At 28.1% G+C, this 18,752-nt stretch carries 16 protein-coding genes and 1 pseudogene; all 17 read right to left on the bottom strand.

From position 1 onward, the window contains the following. Nucleotides 1-79 precede the first annotated feature (79 nt). The 17 genes and pseudogenes from DIC82_16345 to DIC82_16425 all read right to left on the bottom strand — a co-directional run bounded on the left by DIC82_16345 (nucleotide 80) and on the right by DIC82_16425 (nucleotide 18,646). Nucleotides 80-1,105 (bottom strand): tRNA preQ1(34) S-adenosylmethionine ribosyltransferase-isomerase QueA, encoded by a 1,026-nt coding sequence (locus tag DIC82_16345; protein AWK52476.1) that lies wholly within the window; start codon nucleotides 1,103-1,105, stop codon nucleotides 80-82. Nucleotides 1,106-1,324: 219 nt separating this feature from the next. Continuing rightward, a complete protein-coding gene (locus tag DIC82_16350) occupies nucleotides 1,325-2,365 on the bottom strand; it encodes a Holliday junction branch migration DNA helicase RuvB (GenBank protein AWK52477.1) in 1,041 nt (346 codons plus the stop codon). 179 nt (nucleotides 2,366-2,544) lie between these two features. Then, nucleotides 2,545-3,141: a Holliday junction branch migration protein RuvA gene (locus DIC82_16355; GenBank protein AWK52478.1), complete on the bottom strand. Its 597-nt coding sequence runs from the start codon at nucleotides 3,139-3,141 to the stop codon at nucleotides 2,545-2,547. Nucleotides 3,142-3,392: 251 nt separating this feature from the next. Beyond that, complete coding sequence (locus DIC82_16360; protein ID AWK52479.1) at nucleotides 3,393-3,968, bottom strand: hypothetical protein; 576 nt, start codon at nucleotides 3,966-3,968, stop codon at nucleotides 3,393-3,395. A gap of 131 nt (nucleotides 3,969-4,099) precedes the next feature. Beyond that, a complete protein-coding gene (locus DIC82_16365; protein AWK52480.1) occupies nucleotides 4,100-4,678 on the bottom strand; it encodes a rubrerythrin family protein in 579 nt (192 codons plus the stop codon). A 128-nt stretch (nucleotides 4,679-4,806) separates the two neighbouring features. Continuing rightward, nucleotides 4,807-5,541 carry a hypothetical protein gene (locus tag DIC82_16370; GenBank protein ID AWK53113.1) on the bottom strand — a complete coding sequence of 245 codons (735 nt, stop codon included), beginning with the start codon at nucleotides 5,539-5,541 and terminating at the stop codon, nucleotides 4,807-4,809. A 39-nt stretch (nucleotides 5,542-5,580) separates the two neighbouring features. Further along, the gene (locus tag DIC82_16375; GenBank protein ID AWK52481.1) at nucleotides 5,581-6,450 is read right to left on the bottom strand and encodes a radical SAM protein; all 870 of its coding nucleotides are present in this window, start codon (nucleotides 6,448-6,450) and stop codon (nucleotides 5,581-5,583) included. Between the two features lie 1,559 nt (nucleotides 6,451-8,009). Next, nucleotides 8,010-8,504: a hypothetical protein gene (locus DIC82_16380; GenBank protein ID AWK52482.1), complete on the bottom strand. Its 495-nt coding sequence runs from the start codon at nucleotides 8,502-8,504 to the stop codon at nucleotides 8,010-8,012. Nucleotides 8,505-8,551: 47 nt separating this feature from the next. Then, nucleotides 8,552-9,175: a hypothetical protein gene (locus DIC82_16385; GenBank protein ID AWK52483.1), complete on the bottom strand. Its 624-nt coding sequence runs from the start codon at nucleotides 9,173-9,175 to the stop codon at nucleotides 8,552-8,554. A gap of 208 nt (nucleotides 9,176-9,383) precedes the next feature. Further along, nucleotides 9,384-9,857, bottom strand: coding sequence for a cysteine hydrolase (locus DIC82_16390; GenBank protein ID AWK52484.1), 474 nt, complete (start codon nucleotides 9,855-9,857; stop codon nucleotides 9,384-9,386). Nucleotides 9,858-10,031: 174 nt separating this feature from the next. After that, nucleotides 10,032-10,145 (bottom strand): annotated as a pseudogene (locus tag DIC82_16395) (cysteine hydrolase). 134 nt (nucleotides 10,146-10,279) lie between these two features. Next, on the bottom strand, nucleotides 10,280-12,307 hold the full coding sequence (locus tag DIC82_16400) for a hypothetical protein (GenBank protein ID AWK53114.1): 2,028 nt from the start codon (nucleotides 12,305-12,307) through the stop codon (nucleotides 10,280-10,282). A 266-nt stretch (nucleotides 12,308-12,573) separates the two neighbouring features. After that, nucleotides 12,574-13,740, bottom strand: a complete 1,167-nt coding sequence (locus DIC82_16405) for an amidohydrolase (GenBank protein ID AWK52485.1) — start codon at nucleotides 13,738-13,740, stop codon at nucleotides 12,574-12,576. Nucleotides 13,741-13,795: 55 nt separating this feature from the next. Continuing rightward, nucleotides 13,796-15,202, bottom strand: coding sequence for an MFS transporter (locus DIC82_16410; protein AWK52486.1), 1,407 nt, complete (start codon nucleotides 15,200-15,202; stop codon nucleotides 13,796-13,798). 292 nt (nucleotides 15,203-15,494) lie between these two features. Continuing rightward, entirely contained in the window at nucleotides 15,495-16,799 is a 1,305-nt protein-coding gene (locus DIC82_16415; protein AWK52487.1) for a histidine kinase, read from the bottom strand. Next, complete coding sequence (locus DIC82_16420) at nucleotides 16,784-17,518, bottom strand: DNA-binding response regulator (GenBank protein ID AWK52488.1); 735 nt, start codon at nucleotides 17,516-17,518, stop codon at nucleotides 16,784-16,786. The genes DIC82_16415 and DIC82_16420 overlap by 16 nt, the downstream gene beginning before the upstream one ends. A gap of 228 nt (nucleotides 17,519-17,746) precedes the next feature. Then, entirely contained in the window at nucleotides 17,747-18,646 is a 900-nt protein-coding gene (locus DIC82_16425) for a serine/threonine protein phosphatase (protein ID AWK52489.1), read from the bottom strand. Nucleotides 18,647-18,752: the final 106 nt, after the last annotated feature.

The following is an 18,752-nucleotide window of genomic DNA, read 5'->3' on the forward strand; positions in this document are numbered from 1 at the left end:
TTCAATGTTCAATGATCAATTGTCAATGATAGGAACTGTCCACTTAATTGATTATTGAACCTTGAGCATTGACAATTGTTTATTTAATAAACATAGCATCTCCAAATGAGAAAAATCTATATTTTTCATTTACTGCTTCTTTATATGCATTCATAACATTATCTCTTCCAGCTAAAGTCGAAACAAGCATTATTAATGTTGATTGTGGCAAATGGAAGTTTGTTATTAAATTATCCACTACTTTAAATTTATATCCTGGATATATAAAAATATTAGTCCATCCGCTTTGTTCTTTAACAAATCCATTGTTATCACCAATAGTTTCTAAAGTTCTTGTTGATGTTGTTCCAACAGAAATAACAGCATTCCCTCTTTTTTTAGTCTCATTTATTATAGCTGCACTTTCTTTAGAAAGCATATAAAATTCTGAATGCATCTCATGTTCTTCTAAAGACTCAACCTTTACTGGTCTAAAAGTTCCAAGTCCAACATGCAAAGTTAAATAAACTATATTTATACCCTTGTCTTTTATTTCTGCTAATAATTCTGTTGTAAAGTGAAGTCCTGCAGTTGGTGCTGCAGCTGAGCCATTTTCTTTCGAATAAACTGTTTGATATCTTTCTCTATCTTCTAATCTTTCATGAATATATGGAGGCAATGGCATTTCACCAAGTGCATCTAATACTTCTTCAAATATTCCATCATAGAAAAATTCAATAATTCTATTTCCATCATCTTTGACTTCTACTACTTCAGCTTTTAATTTTCCGTCTCCAAATGTAAACTTTCTGCCTACTCTTGCAGATTTACCTGGCTTTGCTAAGCATTCCCACTTATCTTTTTCAATTCTCTTAAGCAAAAGAAATTCTATTTTCCCGTGTGTATCTTCTTTTTCACCAATTAATCTTGCTGGCATTACTCTTGTATTATTTAATACTAAAGTATCTCCTTCATTCAAATATCCTACAATATCATGAAATTTCTTATGATTAATTTCTCCAGTTTCTTTATCTAAAACCATAAGTCTTGATGAATCTCTTTGTTCTAGAGGGTGTTGAGCTATTAACTCTTCTGGTAAATAAAAATCAAAATCTTTTACGTTCATTTATTAATCTTCTCCTAACTAAAACCTATATTATTACTATAAATTCTTAAATTCTTAAATTCTTAAATTCTTAAATTCTTAAATTCTTAAATTCTTAAATTCTTAAATTCTTAAATTCTTAAATTCTTAAATTCTTAAATTCTTAAATTCTTAAATTCTTAAATTCTTGTGATTTTACTATAATATAATTATTTATCAATATAATTTGAAAAATGTTTTTTAATTTTCAAAAAAATTTCTTTGCACTTTATTATTTTCTCTATTCTTTGAAGTATTTACTCTTCCAAGATGTTTATACGCTTTCTCGCTTGCAATTCTCCCTCTTGGAGTTCTTATTATAAAACCCTTTTGAAGTAGATAAGGTTCATAAACATCTTCTATGGTTCCTAATTCTTCTCCTATGAAATATGAAAGTGTCTCAATACCAACAGGGCCTCCATTAAAATTATCTATAATGGCTTCTAATATTTTATTATCAACCTTATCAAATCCTTTATCATCCACTTCTAGTAACTCCAAAGCTGCTTTCGCTTCCTTTAAAGATATTACTTTATTTGATTTTACTTCCGAATAATCTCTAACTCTCTTTAATAATCTATTGGCAATTCTTGGTGTTCCTCTAGATCTTTTTGCAATTTCAAGAGCTCCTTCTTCAGTAATTTTACATCCAAACACAGTAGCACTTCTTACCACTATTTCCTTAAGTTCTTCATCTGTATAATATTCCATAGCACACAGTACACCAAATCTATCTCTGAGTGGTGATGTAAGCATTCCAATTCTTGTTGTTGCTCCTATAAGTGTAAATTTAGGAAGATCAATTCTTATAGACTTTGCAGCAGCGCCCTTACCTATAACTATATCCAATGCATAATCTTCCATTGCAGGATATAAAATTTCTTCAACATTTCTATTTAATCTATGAATTTCGTCAATAAACAAAACATCATAGTCCTTTAAGGTCGTTAAAATAGCTGCTAAATCCCCAGCTCTTTCTATTGCAGGGCCTGAAGTGACTTTTAAATCGCCTCCCATTTCACTTGCAATAATATTAGCTAAAGTAGTTTTCCCAAGTCCTGGCGGACCATACAAAAGTGAATGATCTAATGCTTCGTTTCTATTTTTTGCTGCCTTTATAAATATATCTAATCTCTCTTTAACCTTATCTTGTCCTATATATTCATTTATTTTTTGAGGCCTTATACTAAGTTCAGAGCTTGAATCTTCTTCAAATTCTGCAGGATTAACTATTCTTTCCATAAAACACCTCCTACTCATCCTAAATGATAAATTTCAACTTATCCAGGAACGTGCATCCGTTATCTCCCACTTGAGGAAGTAGGCGATAATGGATGCTAGCTATCGGATAAATTCTAATCAAAATCCTTAAAATCATAAGAAATCTGTAGGATTTCTTACTTAATTGTTAATTGATTGAATTATCCCATTAGCACTTTTAAAGCATTCTTAATTACATTTTCAACGCTATCATTTTTATCTGCTTTCTTAAGTGCAACGTCTGCTTCTTTTTCACTATAGCCTAACGCAAGTAACGCACTTAAAGCCTCTGATAATACAATACTATTTTCATTAGAACCATTATCAAAATTTGGATTACTATCTAATAACTCATCTGATTTTAATTTATCTTTAAGTTCTAGAATAATTCTAGCTGCTGTTTTTTTACCTATACCAACACCTCTGCATATATGCTTTTCATCATTAGTCAATATGGCATATTTAAGATTATTAACTCTGCTTATAGATAATAATGATAACGCTGCCCTAGGACCAACCCCATTAACTGTTAAAAGCAATTTAAACATTTCTAATTCGTCCTTAGAATCAAATCCGTATAATCCAATGAAATCTTCTCTTACTATTTGTTCAAGATAAAGCATAATTTCATCTCCTGCTTTTGGTATGGAGGACATTGTAGCACCTGATGTAAATATTTTATAACCAATACCACTATTTTCTACTATTATATAATCCTTATTTATACCTACATATTTTCCCTTAATATATTCGTACATCTAATTCCTCCAACTTTTGTATATAAACGATATGTACCTAAATTAAAATTTTAAGTAGTATAATCTTTTAAAAACAAATTTCTACATTAAATAAAACCTAACTTATACTTTATCATTTTAAATGAAATCTTTCAATATTGTATTTTTTAATGACTTATGCATATTCAAAAAAGGCATATGAGTAATTAATTACTCACATACCTTTTTGTTAATTATAACAATTAGTTATAAACTATATATTCTACAAAACTTTAAGATAAGAATTCAGACAAATTTTCCTCTGCATCTTCTTTTGAATTGTATTCAAATTCAAAATTTTTAATTTTATTTTTATCTGATTCTCTTAAATTTTCTACTTTTTTATTATTAGAATATACATCTTCACTATTTTCAATTAATAATGTTCCATCATTGTCAGTTTTATATATGGCTAAAAATCCATCTTTCTCACCAATATAGTATTTATTTGGTTTTATAAATTTTGAAATGTCTTTTTTATATTTCATTTCACCATTAGATTCTATTTCTAAAACATATCCTTTATCTTGTAATGCTTTTGATAATTCTGCTTGTGTTAAATTTCCATCTATATTTAGCTCTTTTTTCAAATCTGCTATTGTTGATTCTTTCTCTTTATTTTCTCCTGCAAATAAATATATTTTGGTGCTATCACTTATTCCACTGCTTTTCTTTATTTCGCTTGCTATTGCAGCTTTATTTTTAGCATTTTTATTACTTATATATTTATCTGACAAATAATATGTTATAGAAAATATAAGTGCTAATATTATTGTCATTGAAACAAATAATTTCTTTTTATTGATCATAAATAATCACTCCTTATTAAGAAGTATTGACATTTTTCCAATACATATACATATATTACTATCTTTTCTCAATAAAAGTTCATATATTGTCATATGATTATATATATCCTGATCATTTAATACATCTAACTTCATATACCATTATACACCATAAAATATCCTTGTGGATGTTCACAAACCGGACAAGACTTTGGTGCTTCTTTTCCTTCGTAAATAAATCCACAATTAGTACAAAACCATTGTACATTTTGATCTTTTTTAAATGAACTTCCTTCTTCTAATTCTTTTGCATATTTATTAAATCTATCTGCATGAATTTTCTCTATAGTAGCAATATTACTAAATATATTTGATATTACTGTAAATCCTTCTTCTTTTGCAACATCTGAAAATGACTTATATACAACATCAGATTCTTCTAATTCATTATGATTAGCTGATTTAAGCAACTCTAGTGTAGAATTATAATTATCAATAGGATAAGTTCCATCAATGTGTATATTCTCACCTGAGAATGCCTTTAATTGATTATAAAAAACCTCTGCATGTTCTTTTTCTTGATTTGCTGTATAATCAAATACTGATTGAATTACATAAAGTCCATCTTTTTTCGCTTGAGCAGCTGCTATATTGTACCTATTTCTTGCTTGACTTTCTCCAGCAAATGCTTTCAATAAATTTTCTTTGGTTTTACTATCTTTTAAATCCATGACAATTCCTCCTACTAAAGTTTATATATTTAATATTTACAATTTAGGATTAATTATTCATTAGACTATAAAAAATAACAAGTCAAATATACATTGCAGATTTGACTTGTTATTTTCTTTCATATGTCTTAGCTTTTTTTAAAAGTGTGTTTTAATGCATTTATTAATATAGCCCACGTAACTTTTAAACAATTTCTGTAATTTACAATTAAGTTCAATATTAATACTGCTATTATGATTTCAAGATAATAAAATATAACAGTTAAGATTGGATTAATATTTACCCATTTCATATCTGAAATCATTGCAGTTGCAAAAGATAGTCCAAATATAACAAAACTGAAAATTATAAGTCCTTTAATCATTCCTTTAAAATCTTCATGACTTGGTGCAATTCCACTTATTAATACTAAAAATAATAAAATTGTTATTAACCCTTCTTTAGTAAATATAATTCTCGGATCTAATATCCTTGATATTTCTGATATTTCACATTTTAATATAAATTTACTTTCTATAAATATAAACAATGGTATATTTACTAATGCAGGTGCTATTGCTATAAGAAATTCCTTTATACTTACGAAAAACGGAATTCTACTTCCAACTCTAGATCTTACAAATCCTGGTCTGTTTTCCTTTGGAAAAAGTTGTACTTCTTCTATTTTAGCAAGACACAATATAGCAACTAATAAATGTGCTAATTCATGAGCGGGTGTACTTAATCCATATATAAACTTAGCTAATTTAGAACTCATACTTCCGATTGCACCTTGAAAAACTGATTGAATAAATCTCAATGCATAATAATATGAAAAATATAATAATAAAAAGACTCCTACTGATTTAATTGCTACTTCTATTTTAATCACTTCCATTTCTATTTGTACTTATATCAACATCTATCTTACTCTATTTGTAAATCCACATCTTTTACATAATTCTTCTACTGCTTTTCTCCCTGAAAAGCCATTATATATATCTTTAGCTCTCTTAGAATTCAAAATTTCATCTAAAGTGTTTTCAAAAATATTGCCAAGAGAAATGCTACCTTCACTATCTAAACAGCATGGTACAACTGTCCCATCAACCAATATGCCGATTTGATCTCTAAGTCCATAGCAAAAAGCCCTTTCTCCTAATTCTTCTTCTTTTAAAGATGGCCATTTAAATTTTTCACCCATGCTAATATATACATTATTTTTTAATTTAAAACTGTTTTTCTCTTTTAGGCTTTCCTTCAAATCACAATCTATTTTAAATTCTTGTTCAAGTAATTTAAATATGTCAATATTCATATTGTTATTAGCACTATATCTTGTATCTAAATTCCATAATCTCAAAGAACAAATTATATTAGTATTTTCAGTTGCTTCTTTAACAAAATTAATTATGTTATTTATGTATTCATTGAAATCAATTTGTTCCTCATTAGCCTCAAAGCTATGCAGCGAAATATTTACTTGTCTTAAAGCAGGTGCATTAAGTAATGTATCCTTAACTTCACGTATTAAAGTTCCATTACTAGTTATATTAACTTTCAATTGATTTTCTTTACTTATTTCCAAGAAATTTTTAAGTTCTTTATTCAAAAATGGTTCTCCCATTAAGTGGAAATAAACATAATCTGTATAAGGTTTTATGTTTTTAATAATGTGATCAAAGGATTCTTTGTCCATAGACTTTAGTTTTCTAGCTGTTTTAGGGCAAAAATTACAACTTAAATTACATACATTCGTTATCTCTATATAAACTTTTTTAAATTTCTTCATCTAATTATAACTCCAGTCTTTTTAGTCATCTGAAAAATAACATCCCCAAATGTCTTATTTAAATATCTCAAATCAGTATATCTTTTTATTACTATTATTTCAACTAAAATAAGGAACGAGAAATAAACTAATTTTATAATTATATGTATATGTCAAAGTTTATTAAAAATATAAAAAGCTTAATAATAAAACTTTTTGCGTCATTGAGCCAAACCTTTAGTCACATTCAAAAAAAAAAAAAATAACAAGTCAGATATACTAATATACCGATTTGTTATTTTTTTGAATGTACTTTATTTAAAATTTATCAGAAAAGAGCAAGTGTATAAAATACACTTGCTCTCCCTAGTAACTGATTTTTACGTTGTCCGCCAACTGGGTACGCCCATACGTCGTACATTGCTTCCGGGATTTTTACGTTGCCCGTCACCAACTGTATACCTCTTCAGATATACGCTTCTGCCGGATTGAAGTGTCAGTCCACTAAGATAAATTTTATTCTTTATCTTGTCTATATTATATCTTGCTTCATATCAAATTGCAAGATGTTTTTCGAATTTTCTGACTATTATTTTTTCAACCTAATCTTCATAGTAATTGCAAGGTTTTGGTGAACGTACATTGGCTCTTGATACCTTATTGCAAGCTGCAAACTCAACTCCTCTATTCCAAATACCGTTATAAATGTAATAAATCGTATTAGTAAGCAGCAAATAGATGCTTACTAAGCTATATTGAATAAATTTAAGAGTACATTCTTTTGAATAAAATACTTCAAAAAGCAAAGAGCAAATGTATCATGATTTTGTACATTTGCTCTTACTTAGTAACTGATTTTTACGTTGTCCGCCAACTGGGTACGCCCATACGTCGTACATTGCTTCCGGGATTTTTACGTTGCCCGTCACCAACTGTATATCTCTAAAGATATACGCTTCTGCCGGATTGAAGTGTCAGTTCACTAAGATAAATTTTATTCTTTATCTTGTCTATATTATATAGCACTCTATAAAGTATTGCAATATATATTTTGAATTTTCTGATTAATTATAATTTATAAATATGTGTACTGAATCGGTATATAAAATATCTCTATAATCCTCCTACAAGCTTCAATTAAAACTATTCTTATTGAGCCAATTGATAAGATCATAATCTTATTTGCTTCAGATGAAGCTGTTCCTTTAATATATATTCCATCTCAAATATATATGATTTCTACTGAAAACCAAGGAATAGCAAATATTATGTTTGGTGCATTTATTGCTGATAATTTATGCGGATTTATAGATAGTCATAAAGAAGGTTCCATAGGAATGTTAGAATTTCTACCTGAATATAGATGAAGAGGTATTGGCACCGCTCTACAAATCATAACTACTAATGATGCTTTAGCTAACAAAAGATATCCCTATGGACAAATTGTAGAAAAAAACTTCGCTTCGATAGTTTTACAAAAAAAACTTGGATTTGAATTATCAGAGAATAAAACCTATTGGTTAATGAAATAAATTATCTAGACACTAAACTATTCTAATATATACAACGGTTTAGTGTTCTTAACTAATGACTACTTTAGTTCTACTAGGGATGTTGTCCCAGATCCACTTAGCATTTGCTTTAGTCAACCGTATACACCCATCAGATAATGCCATTCCAAGTCTCCCATCTCTAATAGATCCATCTAAATTATATATTATTGAATGAAATAAATAATTTCCTTTAAACTGAGTATAATACCAGCATTTATATCCTTTATTTACTCCAAAATAAAGACCTTTTATTCCAATTGTATAAGTTCCCTTTGGTGTTGGTGTGGCTGGTTTTCCTATAGTGCATAAATACTTATGAATTAAAGTCCATTTATTTGTACTTCCATTAAAAATATTCACTTCAAAATTTTTAAGATTTACCCAAATAAAATAATTTGTTTCACTTGAAAAATTATTTGAATTCACATAATTTGTAGCGTTATTGTTTCCCTTAACATTATCTGCTCTTACATTCTCGTTATTCTCTTCTTTGCGCCTAAAAATTTTAGATAAAACACCCATGTTTAACTTCCTACTTATTAATCTAAAGTAATATATGTATATTGTAGTTATTTTGATTTTTTTAAGTTTTCTACCCTATATCCAATTTCTCTATTTGCTAGCTTGTAGCCTTCTTTAATCATCTCTTCCTCACTCATATCATTTTCAAGTAAACTATCTATGGTTAATTGAGCTCTATTACTAAAATATTTATTTAAAAGATTTTCTTCTATATTCTCTTGAGAAGCTAATGAATAGTCATCTAAAATATGTTTAACATTAAAGTTATGTTCTCTTAAAGCTCTCCCAACTAATATACTTCTATGGCATCTTAGAGGATCTTGCATAGCTCCAAGAAGTGCTATTTTATAACCTTTTTCACACCCTGCTTTTAGTCTTTCAATCCCATTTAAGAAGTCTTTTTCAACAATTACTTTTTCAAAATCAGAGTATCCTTCTTTATTGTAGGATATTTTATTTTCTCTATTAGCTGCAAATTCTTTAGCCATAAATAGGTATAAAAATCCTGCTTCTTTTAATGTATTAGCTATAGTTTCTTTATTATATTGAACATTATATTTAGAATAAGGAGTTCCTCTTATATCTACAACAGTATTAATATCATAATATTTTAACATATCTATTAACTTCTCTACATGGTAGTTAGAATGCCCTATTGTGTATATATCCATTTTATAGACTCCTCTCTCAATAATTAAACTATTGCTAATTTCATTTCTATATATATCTATATATTTTTTACATATGTTGATATCTTTATACAAATAATTCTATTTATATTTTTTATATCTAATAGTTCTATTAATAAATTTAAATTTATTCAGATATCAATCCTTTGATAATATCGTCTACTTTTATTAATGTTGCAAATCTATTTTTTCATATCTTAAAGTTATAATAATCATGTATCTCTTTTCCTGACATATACTCATTATCAAATGTTGTATTTGTTTCCTCTGGGATGATTAATTTAAATCCATGTTCAAAAGCGACCTTACATGTTGTATCTATACAATATTCAGTTTGCATACCAACTAAAATTATTGTTCCTATATTTTTTTCATTTAAATATTCTTTTAGTTCTGTATTTTTGAAAGCACTATTATATTTCTTTTCTATAATCTTTTCTCCTTCTTTAGGTGCAATTGGGTTATAAATTTGCCATCCCTCAGATCCAAATTCTAATTCACCACCTTTTCCACCATCATGTCGCACATAAATAACTTCTACCTTTTTATGTCTACATTCTTTAATTAATAACTTTATATTATTAATAGTATTTTCCTTGTTAAATGGATTACCCACTACTAATCCTTCTTGAAAATCTACAACAAGTAGTACTGTTTTATTCATCTTTATTCCCCCAAATCGTTATATATTTTACAATTAACTTTTTATATTTGTTTTAAATCAACAATTTCGTGTACACTATTTATCTTAATATATAATTTTTTATTATATATTAAATATCCAAATTATTCTATATATAACATTCATAATCTACTCAATTTAACTATACATACTAATTTATTTTTTATTATTCATCAATTCTTGCTTACTTAATACATTGCTAAATCTTAAGCTTTGAGTAATAAGTGTTGCCTTATAAAGATCTTTGTTACTTATAATGCTCATTTTATTACAATAAAAGTGCAACACAACATCTGAAATTCAGACTTTGTGTTGCACTTTTTAAGTGTTAATTTTAAATGTTCAATTACTAGTAAACCCTTGCAAATTTCTAACAGTATATTTTCCAAAGATAAGTTCATATTTTATAGTAACTTTCTCAATTCATTAATATCATTAACTGGAGCTAAGCAGGATTTTCCCTCACATAGATAATATGTAGATTTTTCATTTACGAAATCATAATCTTTAATAAATGGTATTAGTTCTTCAATTTCTTGTTTGTTTTCATCATTTTTAATAATTGTTGTTAAATTAAAGGTTTGTTTTTCACTTAGTAAGTCTTTAATTTTTTCTTCATCACTTTTGTCTTTAATAACACATACTAATTCTTTTGATGTATTTAATGCAAAAGATGCTGCAATTAAAAAGAATGAGTGATTTATTTCTTCACTAAATATAGATCCGCAAATAAAATCAAGCTGTTTTTCCGCCATTTCTTCTAAATTTGCATCTCCAGTTATTCTTGCAAGTTTTATTAAATTATATGCAGCAACAGAATTTCCTGAAGGTATTGCTCCATCAAATAATTCTTTAGGTCTAGCTATTAATTTTTCGCTATCTTCTCCATAAAGAAAAAATCCTTGTTTATCATTATCCCAAAAGAAATTAATCATATCTTTATTTAAATCAATAGCCTTCTTTAAAAATGTAATATCAAAGCTACTTTCATAAAGCTCTATAAGCCCAAAACAAAGGAATGCATAGTCATCTAAATATGCCTTATGACGAGATTCTTCATCTCTGAATCTCGCAAGTAACCTTTTATTTTCATCAATTAAATTATTAAAAATGAAATCCACTGCTTTTTTAGCATATTCAAAATACCTTTCATCTTCAAGAACCTTATATGCTTTTCCAAGAGCTGCTATCATAAGACCATTCCACGATGTTAAAATCTTATCATCTTTATGCAATTTCATTCTTTTGCTTCTATATTCAAGTACTTTTTCACTCAAATCTCTTATTTTATCATTATCTTCATTAAACTCACTATTATTTATTAAGTTAGGAATACTCTTACCTTCAAAGTTTCCATCAACAGTTATGTCCAAGTATTCATTGAAATATGTTCCATCCTCTTCACCTAAAACTTCTAAAATTTCTAAAGGATTAAATACATAATACTTTCCTTCTTCACCTTCACTATCTGCATCCTCTGCACAATAGAATCCACCATTTTCATTTGTAAGTTCCCTAAATACATATTCTAGTGCCTTCATTGCTACATTTTTATACAACTCATTTTTAGTGATTTCATATCCTTCAAGATATGCAATAATTAATAATGCATTATCATAAAGCATTTTCTCAAAATGTGGTGCTAACCACTTATTATCAGTGGAATATCTAGAAAATCCAAATCCTATATGATCAAATAATCCACCTTTATACATACAATCTAAAGTTTTCTCAGCCATTTCTAAAGCTTTAATATCTTTTTGTGTTTTATAATATCTAAGTAGAAACATAATTTTATGCGGTGTTGGGAACTTAGGAGCAGATCCAAATCCTCCATATTTTTTATCAAAAATACGTGAAACCTGATTATATCCATTTTCTAATGTTTTAGAAGTTAATTTAGTATCATTATTTTCTCCTTCATAATATTTATCAAGTTCTGCTAAAATGCTTTCGCTAGTAGATATAAGCTTATTCCTATTATCTTTCCAATGAGTAATTATAGAATATAAGATGTCTGTAATTCCTGGCATATTATATTTAGAATTCTTAGGAAAATAAGTTCCTGCAAAAAATGGTTTTTGATCTGGAGTCATTATTATTGTAAGTGGCCAACCACCATGATTAGTTAAAGCTTGGCAAACAGTCATATAGACACTATCTACATCTGGTCTCTCTTCCCTATCTACCTTTATTGCTATGAAATTATCATTTATAATTTTTGCAACTTCCACATCTTCAAAAGATTCGTGTGCCATTACATGACACCAATGACAAGTAGAATATCCAATGCTTAAAAATATAGGTTTATCTTCTTCTTTAGCTTTAGCAAATGCTTCATCACTCCATGAATACCAGTTTATTGGATTATAAGCATGTTGCAAAAGGTATGGACTCTTTTCATTTATTAATCTATTAGGTTTTTGATTCATATTTTCTTTTAGCATATTGTCACTCTCCCTTTATATTTTTATCTTTATTACTATACCCAAAAGGGATTGTTGCAAAATGGTTGTTTATTAAAAACATTTGTATAAAAGATCTGCTATTTCATATGAATTATGCAAAAGGGACTGTGCATAATGAATTTTTATTCATTGTGCAACAGCCCCTTATTTAAACCACTTTTTATTTCAATTATTTAATTTATACATCCTCTTATCATAATTTCTTTTAGATCAGCTCGATGTTTTCCATGTTATTTATTTAAAAAATCAAGAGCAAATTGTACATGTAGTGCTGTACCATATTTCATATAGTCTTCATCAATCTTATATTTCTCATGGTGTGGAAAGTATATAGCTTCTTTTTCCTCATTTCTATATCCAACAAATGCATATACTCCTTTAGCACGCTCAAAATAGTACGGCGCATCTTCTGATCCCATATACTTAGCTAAAGTTAAATTTTTTCCTTCTCCAAAAACTTTTGTTGCAGACTTATCAGCTAGTGCTGCTAATTCTGGATCATTATACATACTAAGTGCACTTTCTTCTATAATTACATCTACCTTAAGTTCATAAGCATCTGCAATGGCCTTTGCATGTCTTTTTATTGCTTCATGAGCTGTTTCTCTAGCCTTTGGGTTAAAGTATCTCATAGAAATATCAATCTCTGTATATTTTGAAACTACATTTGCCTTTGTACCTCCAATAAATTTTCCTACAGAAATTACTATTGGATCTTGGGCATTAATATTTTTAGTAACTATCCCTTGAATGTCTGTGACAAAAATACATGCAGGATGAATAGTATCCTTTGCGAGATGTGGAACTGATCCATGTCCTGATACTCCTTCAAACTTAACATAAATAGTATCACAGCCTGCCATTCTATACCCTGGTTCAATATTTACATATCCTGTCTCTAATTCTGCCATTCCATGCATACACAGACAAGCATCTACTCCATCCATTCCACCTGCTTCTATAATTTTTTTCGCACCTGAGAAAGTTTCCTCACCTTCTTGAAAGAAGAATCTAACCTCACCAGATATCTCCTCCTTCATTTCCGATAAAATTGTTGCAGCACCAAGAAGCATAGAAGTGTGAGCATCGTGACCACAAGCATGCATTAATCCAGGTGTTTTGGATTTAAATTCAACATCTGTTTCCTCTTTTACTGGAAGAGCATCCATGTCTCCTCTTAAAGCTACAGTTCTTCCATCCTTTCCACCTTTTAATGTGGCAATCAAGGAGGTATTTCCTGCTTTCTTATATGGTATTCCAAGTTTATCTAATTCCTTCATAATCTTTTCCTGAGTTTTAAATTCCTGACCACTAAGTTCAGGATTTTTATGTAAATCTCTTCTAAAATTAATAACATAGTCTTCAATTTCTTTAGCCTTATCTAATATATTTGACATATAAATACTTCCTTTCTATATTTAAAATACTACTATTTATTTTTATCTGACAAAGTTAACTAGCTCTTTTTTGATTTTGAATGTCCTCATTTTTCTTTTTCTTAGGGACAAGAAGAATTACTGCAATTAATGATATAAATCCTGCGATTACGCTAACTCCTAATCCCCAACCAGCTGCTAAATTTTCAGCTGATGCGTTGTTCATAAGAATAGCAGTTGATGCGGCTCCAGAAATAGCAACTCCAAAGCTACCGCCTAAAGAACTTGCCATTTTATAAATACCTGATGCTGAACCTGCCTTTTCTGCTGGAACATTTCCAACTGCAGTATTTGTAGATGGAGTTGCATAAAATCCAAATCCAGTTCCCATGATAGCAAGACCAACTACAACAGCTGTAAAGTATGCAACATTAGGTAAGAATGTTAATGTCATTAAGAATATTCCTACCGCAGCCATTAATGTACCTATAGCCATTGGCAAGCGTGCTCCTACCTTAAGCATAACTTTTTCTCCTACACGAATTGTCCCAACTATAGCAATTAAATAACTAATTGTTAACAATCCACTTTGAAATGAAGTTAATCCACGTCCTGTTTGAACATAAGGCATTAATATAAACAAGCAACCTGCACACATATTTAACAAGAAATTTGAAATTACAGCTGCATTATAACCTTTACTACTGAATAAAGATAAATCAACTAATGGAGCAGAGTTTCTTTTTTCAATGAATAAGAACAAAATAAATAAAATTACGAAAGCAGCTATCAATGAAAGAATAGTAGGACTAGCCCATCCTAACTGTGCACCACGAGTAGCAACTAAATTTAATGAAAGTAATGCTAACACTAAAGTAATAATTCCAAAATAATCAGCACCTTGTTTTTCTGCGCTAGTAATTTTACTTTCTGGAGTACCCTTAATTAAAAACATACCAATCAATGCCACTGGAACAGTAAGCCAGAATAACCAACGCCATCCTAACGCTGATACTACTGCACCTCCGAAGAAGTTAGCAACACTACTACCACCCCAAGATGCTAAAGACCAAAAGCTTATAGCACGTGGACGAGCTTCTCCTGGATAATAAGCATTTATAAGTGCTAAAGTAGCTGGCATAATAAATGCACCTGATAAACCTTGAATAATACGACCCGCAATAAGAAGTGTTGATCCTGTTGCTACTGCACAAAGTATAGAACCAACTATACTTAAGATGAATCCAAACTGAGTCATCTTAACCCTTCCTATCTTATCAGCAATACTTCCTGCTGTTACAATACTAACACCACAAATTAATGCAGTGATACTAATCGCAGTACTAACAACGGAACTTGAAACTCCTAAATCTTGAATAAGTGGTGGCACTCCTGCTGTTATAGAATTACCAAATAACCAATAGGTTGCTACACCTAGAATCATTCCCGTTAACAAACGATCATTACCTTTGTAATTTGTCATATGTTTCCCTCCTAAATCTTTTTTAATTTGTTCCCTATTAATTTTGAAATCCATTACATTGATATTACTTAAAGTTTTTGAACCATTAATCGTATATAATCATCACTTTAATAATGTGTTACTACTAGTATGTACAATGAATTATGAATTTGTGAACAATTAAATAATATACTTATTATTAAAAAGTTAAAATAGCATTTCTTCCAACGTATATATTTATGTCTTAAATTTCATTTACAATTACGTTCGGAGGATGTTTTTTGCACTAAACGTAAAGAAGAAGTTAAAAGTATTATTTTCCTTCTAACTTCTTCTTGACAGAAAAAATATATAAATCTTGTGTAAACATTCCCTCATTTATGAATGTATCTAGAGTCATATTAGAATTTTTATCAATTATAGATTTAATTATATAAAGACCTAATCCTCTATTTTTACCTTTAGTAGAATAACCTTTATTATAAATTTTATCCATGTTTAGTTCTTCTTTTTTAAAGGTATTTGCTACTGTAATATTTAAATTATTATCAATTGCCTCCACATAAATTTCTAATTTTTTATTATCATTTTTTAATGTTTCCTCTAATGCATTTTCTAATATTATTCCCATAACTCTAGAAAATTCCACTTCAGATATGTTGCATTCTTTTATTTCCCCTATAGTTATTAAGCTTACTTTTACATCTTTCTTAATGCTTAACATTATATAATATGAAAGAATAGATTTTAGAGGAATATAATTTATATCTTTTAAATTTAAGAAGGCATCATAACTTTTATCTCCCACCATTTCTCTATTTAATTTATCTAATAAATTATTCTCACTTAAATTATCTATTCCTATACCTAACACTATGTTTTTATAATCATGTTTAAATTCTCTATACTTCTCTACTAATTCCTCTATAGTCTCTATGTATAGGGTTAGTTCCTTAATTTTCTTCTCTTTTTCACTCAATTCTAATTCATCTTTTATATTTTTTATATCTAATTTATTATTTATAATATAAAACATTAAAACAAAGAAATTTATACAAACAAATGAGATTAATTTAATTCCATAGTTTATATTCAAATCATTAATTATTTTTATTAATATATTAATAAAAATAATTATATATATAACATTAAAGTTTCTTTGTTTGACATTATCCTCTGGAAAACTTAATGGAATATATCTCCTGAATAATCCAAAAGCTATAATGATAGCTAAATAAATTAATATGAAATTGTGATTAATTGGATGTAACAAAATATTAAAGTTAAATATATCTTTTATATTTATGTCATTGCCTAGAATAAGTACTATACCTGAACTCATGTAATAAGACATTAGAGTAATCAGTTCTACAAAAAAGGAAAGTTCCAAATTCCTTTTCAAATTCTTCCCAATACATAAATAAGTTATAATATAATTGCAAAACCATACAAATATAAAAGATAAAAGGTTATCTTTTAAAAACTCCATAACACTAGGTTTAATAAGTATTACTATCATTATTGCAAAAAAACCTTTAAGTTTAATACTTATCTTTTTATCAGAAAAAACATAAATAAGATAAGTTTGTGCTAATGTTGTTGCTATGGTGTAATGCATGCTTTTATCTCCTTTTCTCTTCTCTTGGAAACAATCTCTTTCATACCACCCGTAAGAACTACATATAAATCCCCATTAATATTTTCAATCATTTTAATATGTTCTTTGTTCACAATTATACTTCTATGAATTTGTACAAATTGATTTGAAAGCTCCTTTTGAACCTCTTTTAAAGTTAAATTTACACTTATTTCATTTTTTATTGTATATATAATAATTTTCTTTTTACTCTTATCAGTTTCTATACAAATAATATCTGAAGGTTTTATTATAAATACATTTCCACCAACTTTAAATATTAAAGATTCATTTTCAATATTATCTTTATAAATTTTAATATATGCATTAAGTGCTTCTTTAATAGAATTTTCCATGTCATAACCTTTATCTATAAAATCTAATATTTTTAACTTATATTTAAATACACTCTGCATTTGGTGAATATGAGAAGTAACATATATCATTTCTCCTTTATATTCATCAATATTTCTTATATCTCTTCCCAACGATAAACCATTTTTATCCTGTTTCAAATCTATATCTAAAATATAAAGACAATCTTCATATGAATTTAAAGATTTAATATAATTTATTGTTTCCTCATAGATATTAAATGCTTTAATATTACATTCCAAACCGCTCTCTTCAAATACAAGTTTTGCTATTTTAGAAATTTGTTCTATATATTCTTTTCTATCTTCACATATAATTATGTTCAAAAAAATCACCACTTTACATTTTTATAATATAAACCTAATTAGAGAAATTATTTATAATATATCTTTAAACTAATTAGTAAGCAAACCATTCATTATGGCTACTTCAACATAATTATATGAATCATCATCTTTAAAAGTTATATAATAATCATTTTTAATTTTCCTAATCCTTATATCTTTCATTAAATCATTAATAAACTATTCACAATCTGCGCTTGCTTAATTTTATTACGTTTTGCTAATATCATAATTTTCAATAGGATTGGGCCCCCTTACAACTTCTCTTCTTATTTGAAGGACACCATCATCATCTGGGAAAACACTCCATTTGACTAGCTGAATTTCTCCATCCGTGATTTCAATATTCGTTATGCTAGTAGGATAGACGCAACATCCTATATTAAAATATGGCAGTTCGTGACTTTTGGGATATTTAAATCTGTGTGTATGCCCGCAAATAATCATTTTTTTATGTTTTTTAATCCATTTTACATAGCTCTTCTCAATCTTATGTCTCTTATGCATATTTACAACCGGACTAGATGGACTTTTAACACCTAAAGCATGCAAAAATCTCCAAAAATATTTTAATGAAAGCATGGTTGGAAACCAAAGCTGGTCGTTAGATAAGTCTCCTTGATGTCCATGAACAACTAGAATCTCCTGCTGAGTATTTCTATTTTTCAAAATAAGTCCTTCACAAGGTTTCAGACCTTTCATAAAATCATAGGTTGTTTCTTTATAGTAGTTATAGTAAGTATAATAATTATTTTCTACGTATTCTTGTTTTTTTAAGTATATATTATGATTTCCATATAACATAATCAATCTATCCTGATCAAAAAATCTTTTTAATACATTAAATACATCTGAATGAGCATTTTTTATATCTCGAAAGCGAGGATGTTCCCATAATTCATCTCCATCTCCTGCTTCCACATAGGTAAATCCATTTTTATAATAATATTCAAGGGCAAATAAGTAGGTGTTTCTGTTTTTCGTAAATTCATCAGAATGACTTCCATTACTCCTATGGCAATCGCTAAAGAAAACATATCTTGAGTTTTCGTCAAAATATTCTACTCTTGCATTTTCATATGCTTCCATTAATCTTTGATCCGTATGCATAGTCATCACCCCTTAATTTATAAATACTTTTTTATTAAATTTCACCTTTATATGCGTAATTACATTCCTGTTACCATAATTTAATAGTAGCACAGAATTCTGCAAA

The sequence above is a fragment of the Clostridium beijerinckii genome (assembly GCA_003129525.1).
Lineage (GTDB): Bacteria > Bacillota > Clostridia > Clostridiales > Clostridiaceae > Clostridium > Clostridium beijerinckii_D.

Coding starts and splice junctions, on each gene's coding strand:
- DIC82_16345 (AWK52476.1), bottom strand. CDS start 1,105: ATGAACGTAAAAGATTTTGATTTTTATTTACCAGAAGAGTTAATAGCT.
- DIC82_16350 (AWK52477.1), bottom strand. CDS start 2,365: ATGGAAAGAATAGTTAATCCTGCAGAATTTGAAGAAGATTCAAGCTCT.
- DIC82_16355 (AWK52478.1), bottom strand. CDS start 3,141: ATGTACGAATATATTAAGGGAAAATATGTAGGTATAAATAAGGATTAT.
- DIC82_16360 (AWK52479.1), bottom strand. CDS start 3,968: ATGATCAATAAAAAGAAATTATTTGTTTCAATGACAATAATATTAGCA.
- DIC82_16365 (AWK52480.1), bottom strand. CDS start 4,678: ATGGATTTAAAAGATAGTAAAACCAAAGAAAATTTATTGAAAGCATTT.
- DIC82_16375 (AWK52481.1), bottom strand. CDS start 6,450: ATGAAGAAATTTAAAAAAGTTTATATAGAGATAACGAATGTATGTAAT.
- DIC82_16380 (AWK52482.1), bottom strand. CDS start 8,504: ATGGGTGTTTTATCTAAAATTTTTAGGCGCAAAGAAGAGAATAACGAG.
- DIC82_16385 (AWK52483.1), bottom strand. CDS start 9,175: ATGGATATATACACAATAGGGCATTCTAACTACCATGTAGAGAAGTTA.
- DIC82_16390 (AWK52484.1), bottom strand. CDS start 9,857: ATGAATAAAACAGTACTACTTGTTGTAGATTTTCAAGAAGGATTAGTA.
- DIC82_16400 (AWK53114.1), bottom strand. CDS start 12,307: ATGAATCAAAAACCTAATAGATTAATAAATGAAAAGAGTCCATACCTT.
- DIC82_16405 (AWK52485.1), bottom strand. CDS start 13,740: ATGTCAAATATATTAGATAAGGCTAAAGAAATTGAAGACTATGTTATT.
- DIC82_16410 (AWK52486.1), bottom strand. CDS start 15,202: ATGACAAATTACAAAGGTAATGATCGTTTGTTAACGGGAATGATTCTA.
- DIC82_16415 (AWK52487.1), bottom strand. CDS start 16,799: ATGCATTACACCATAGCAACAACATTAGCACAAACTTATCTTATTTAT.
- DIC82_16425 (AWK52489.1), bottom strand. CDS start 18,646: ATGCATACGGATCAAAGATTAATGGAAGCATATGAAAATGCAAGAGTA.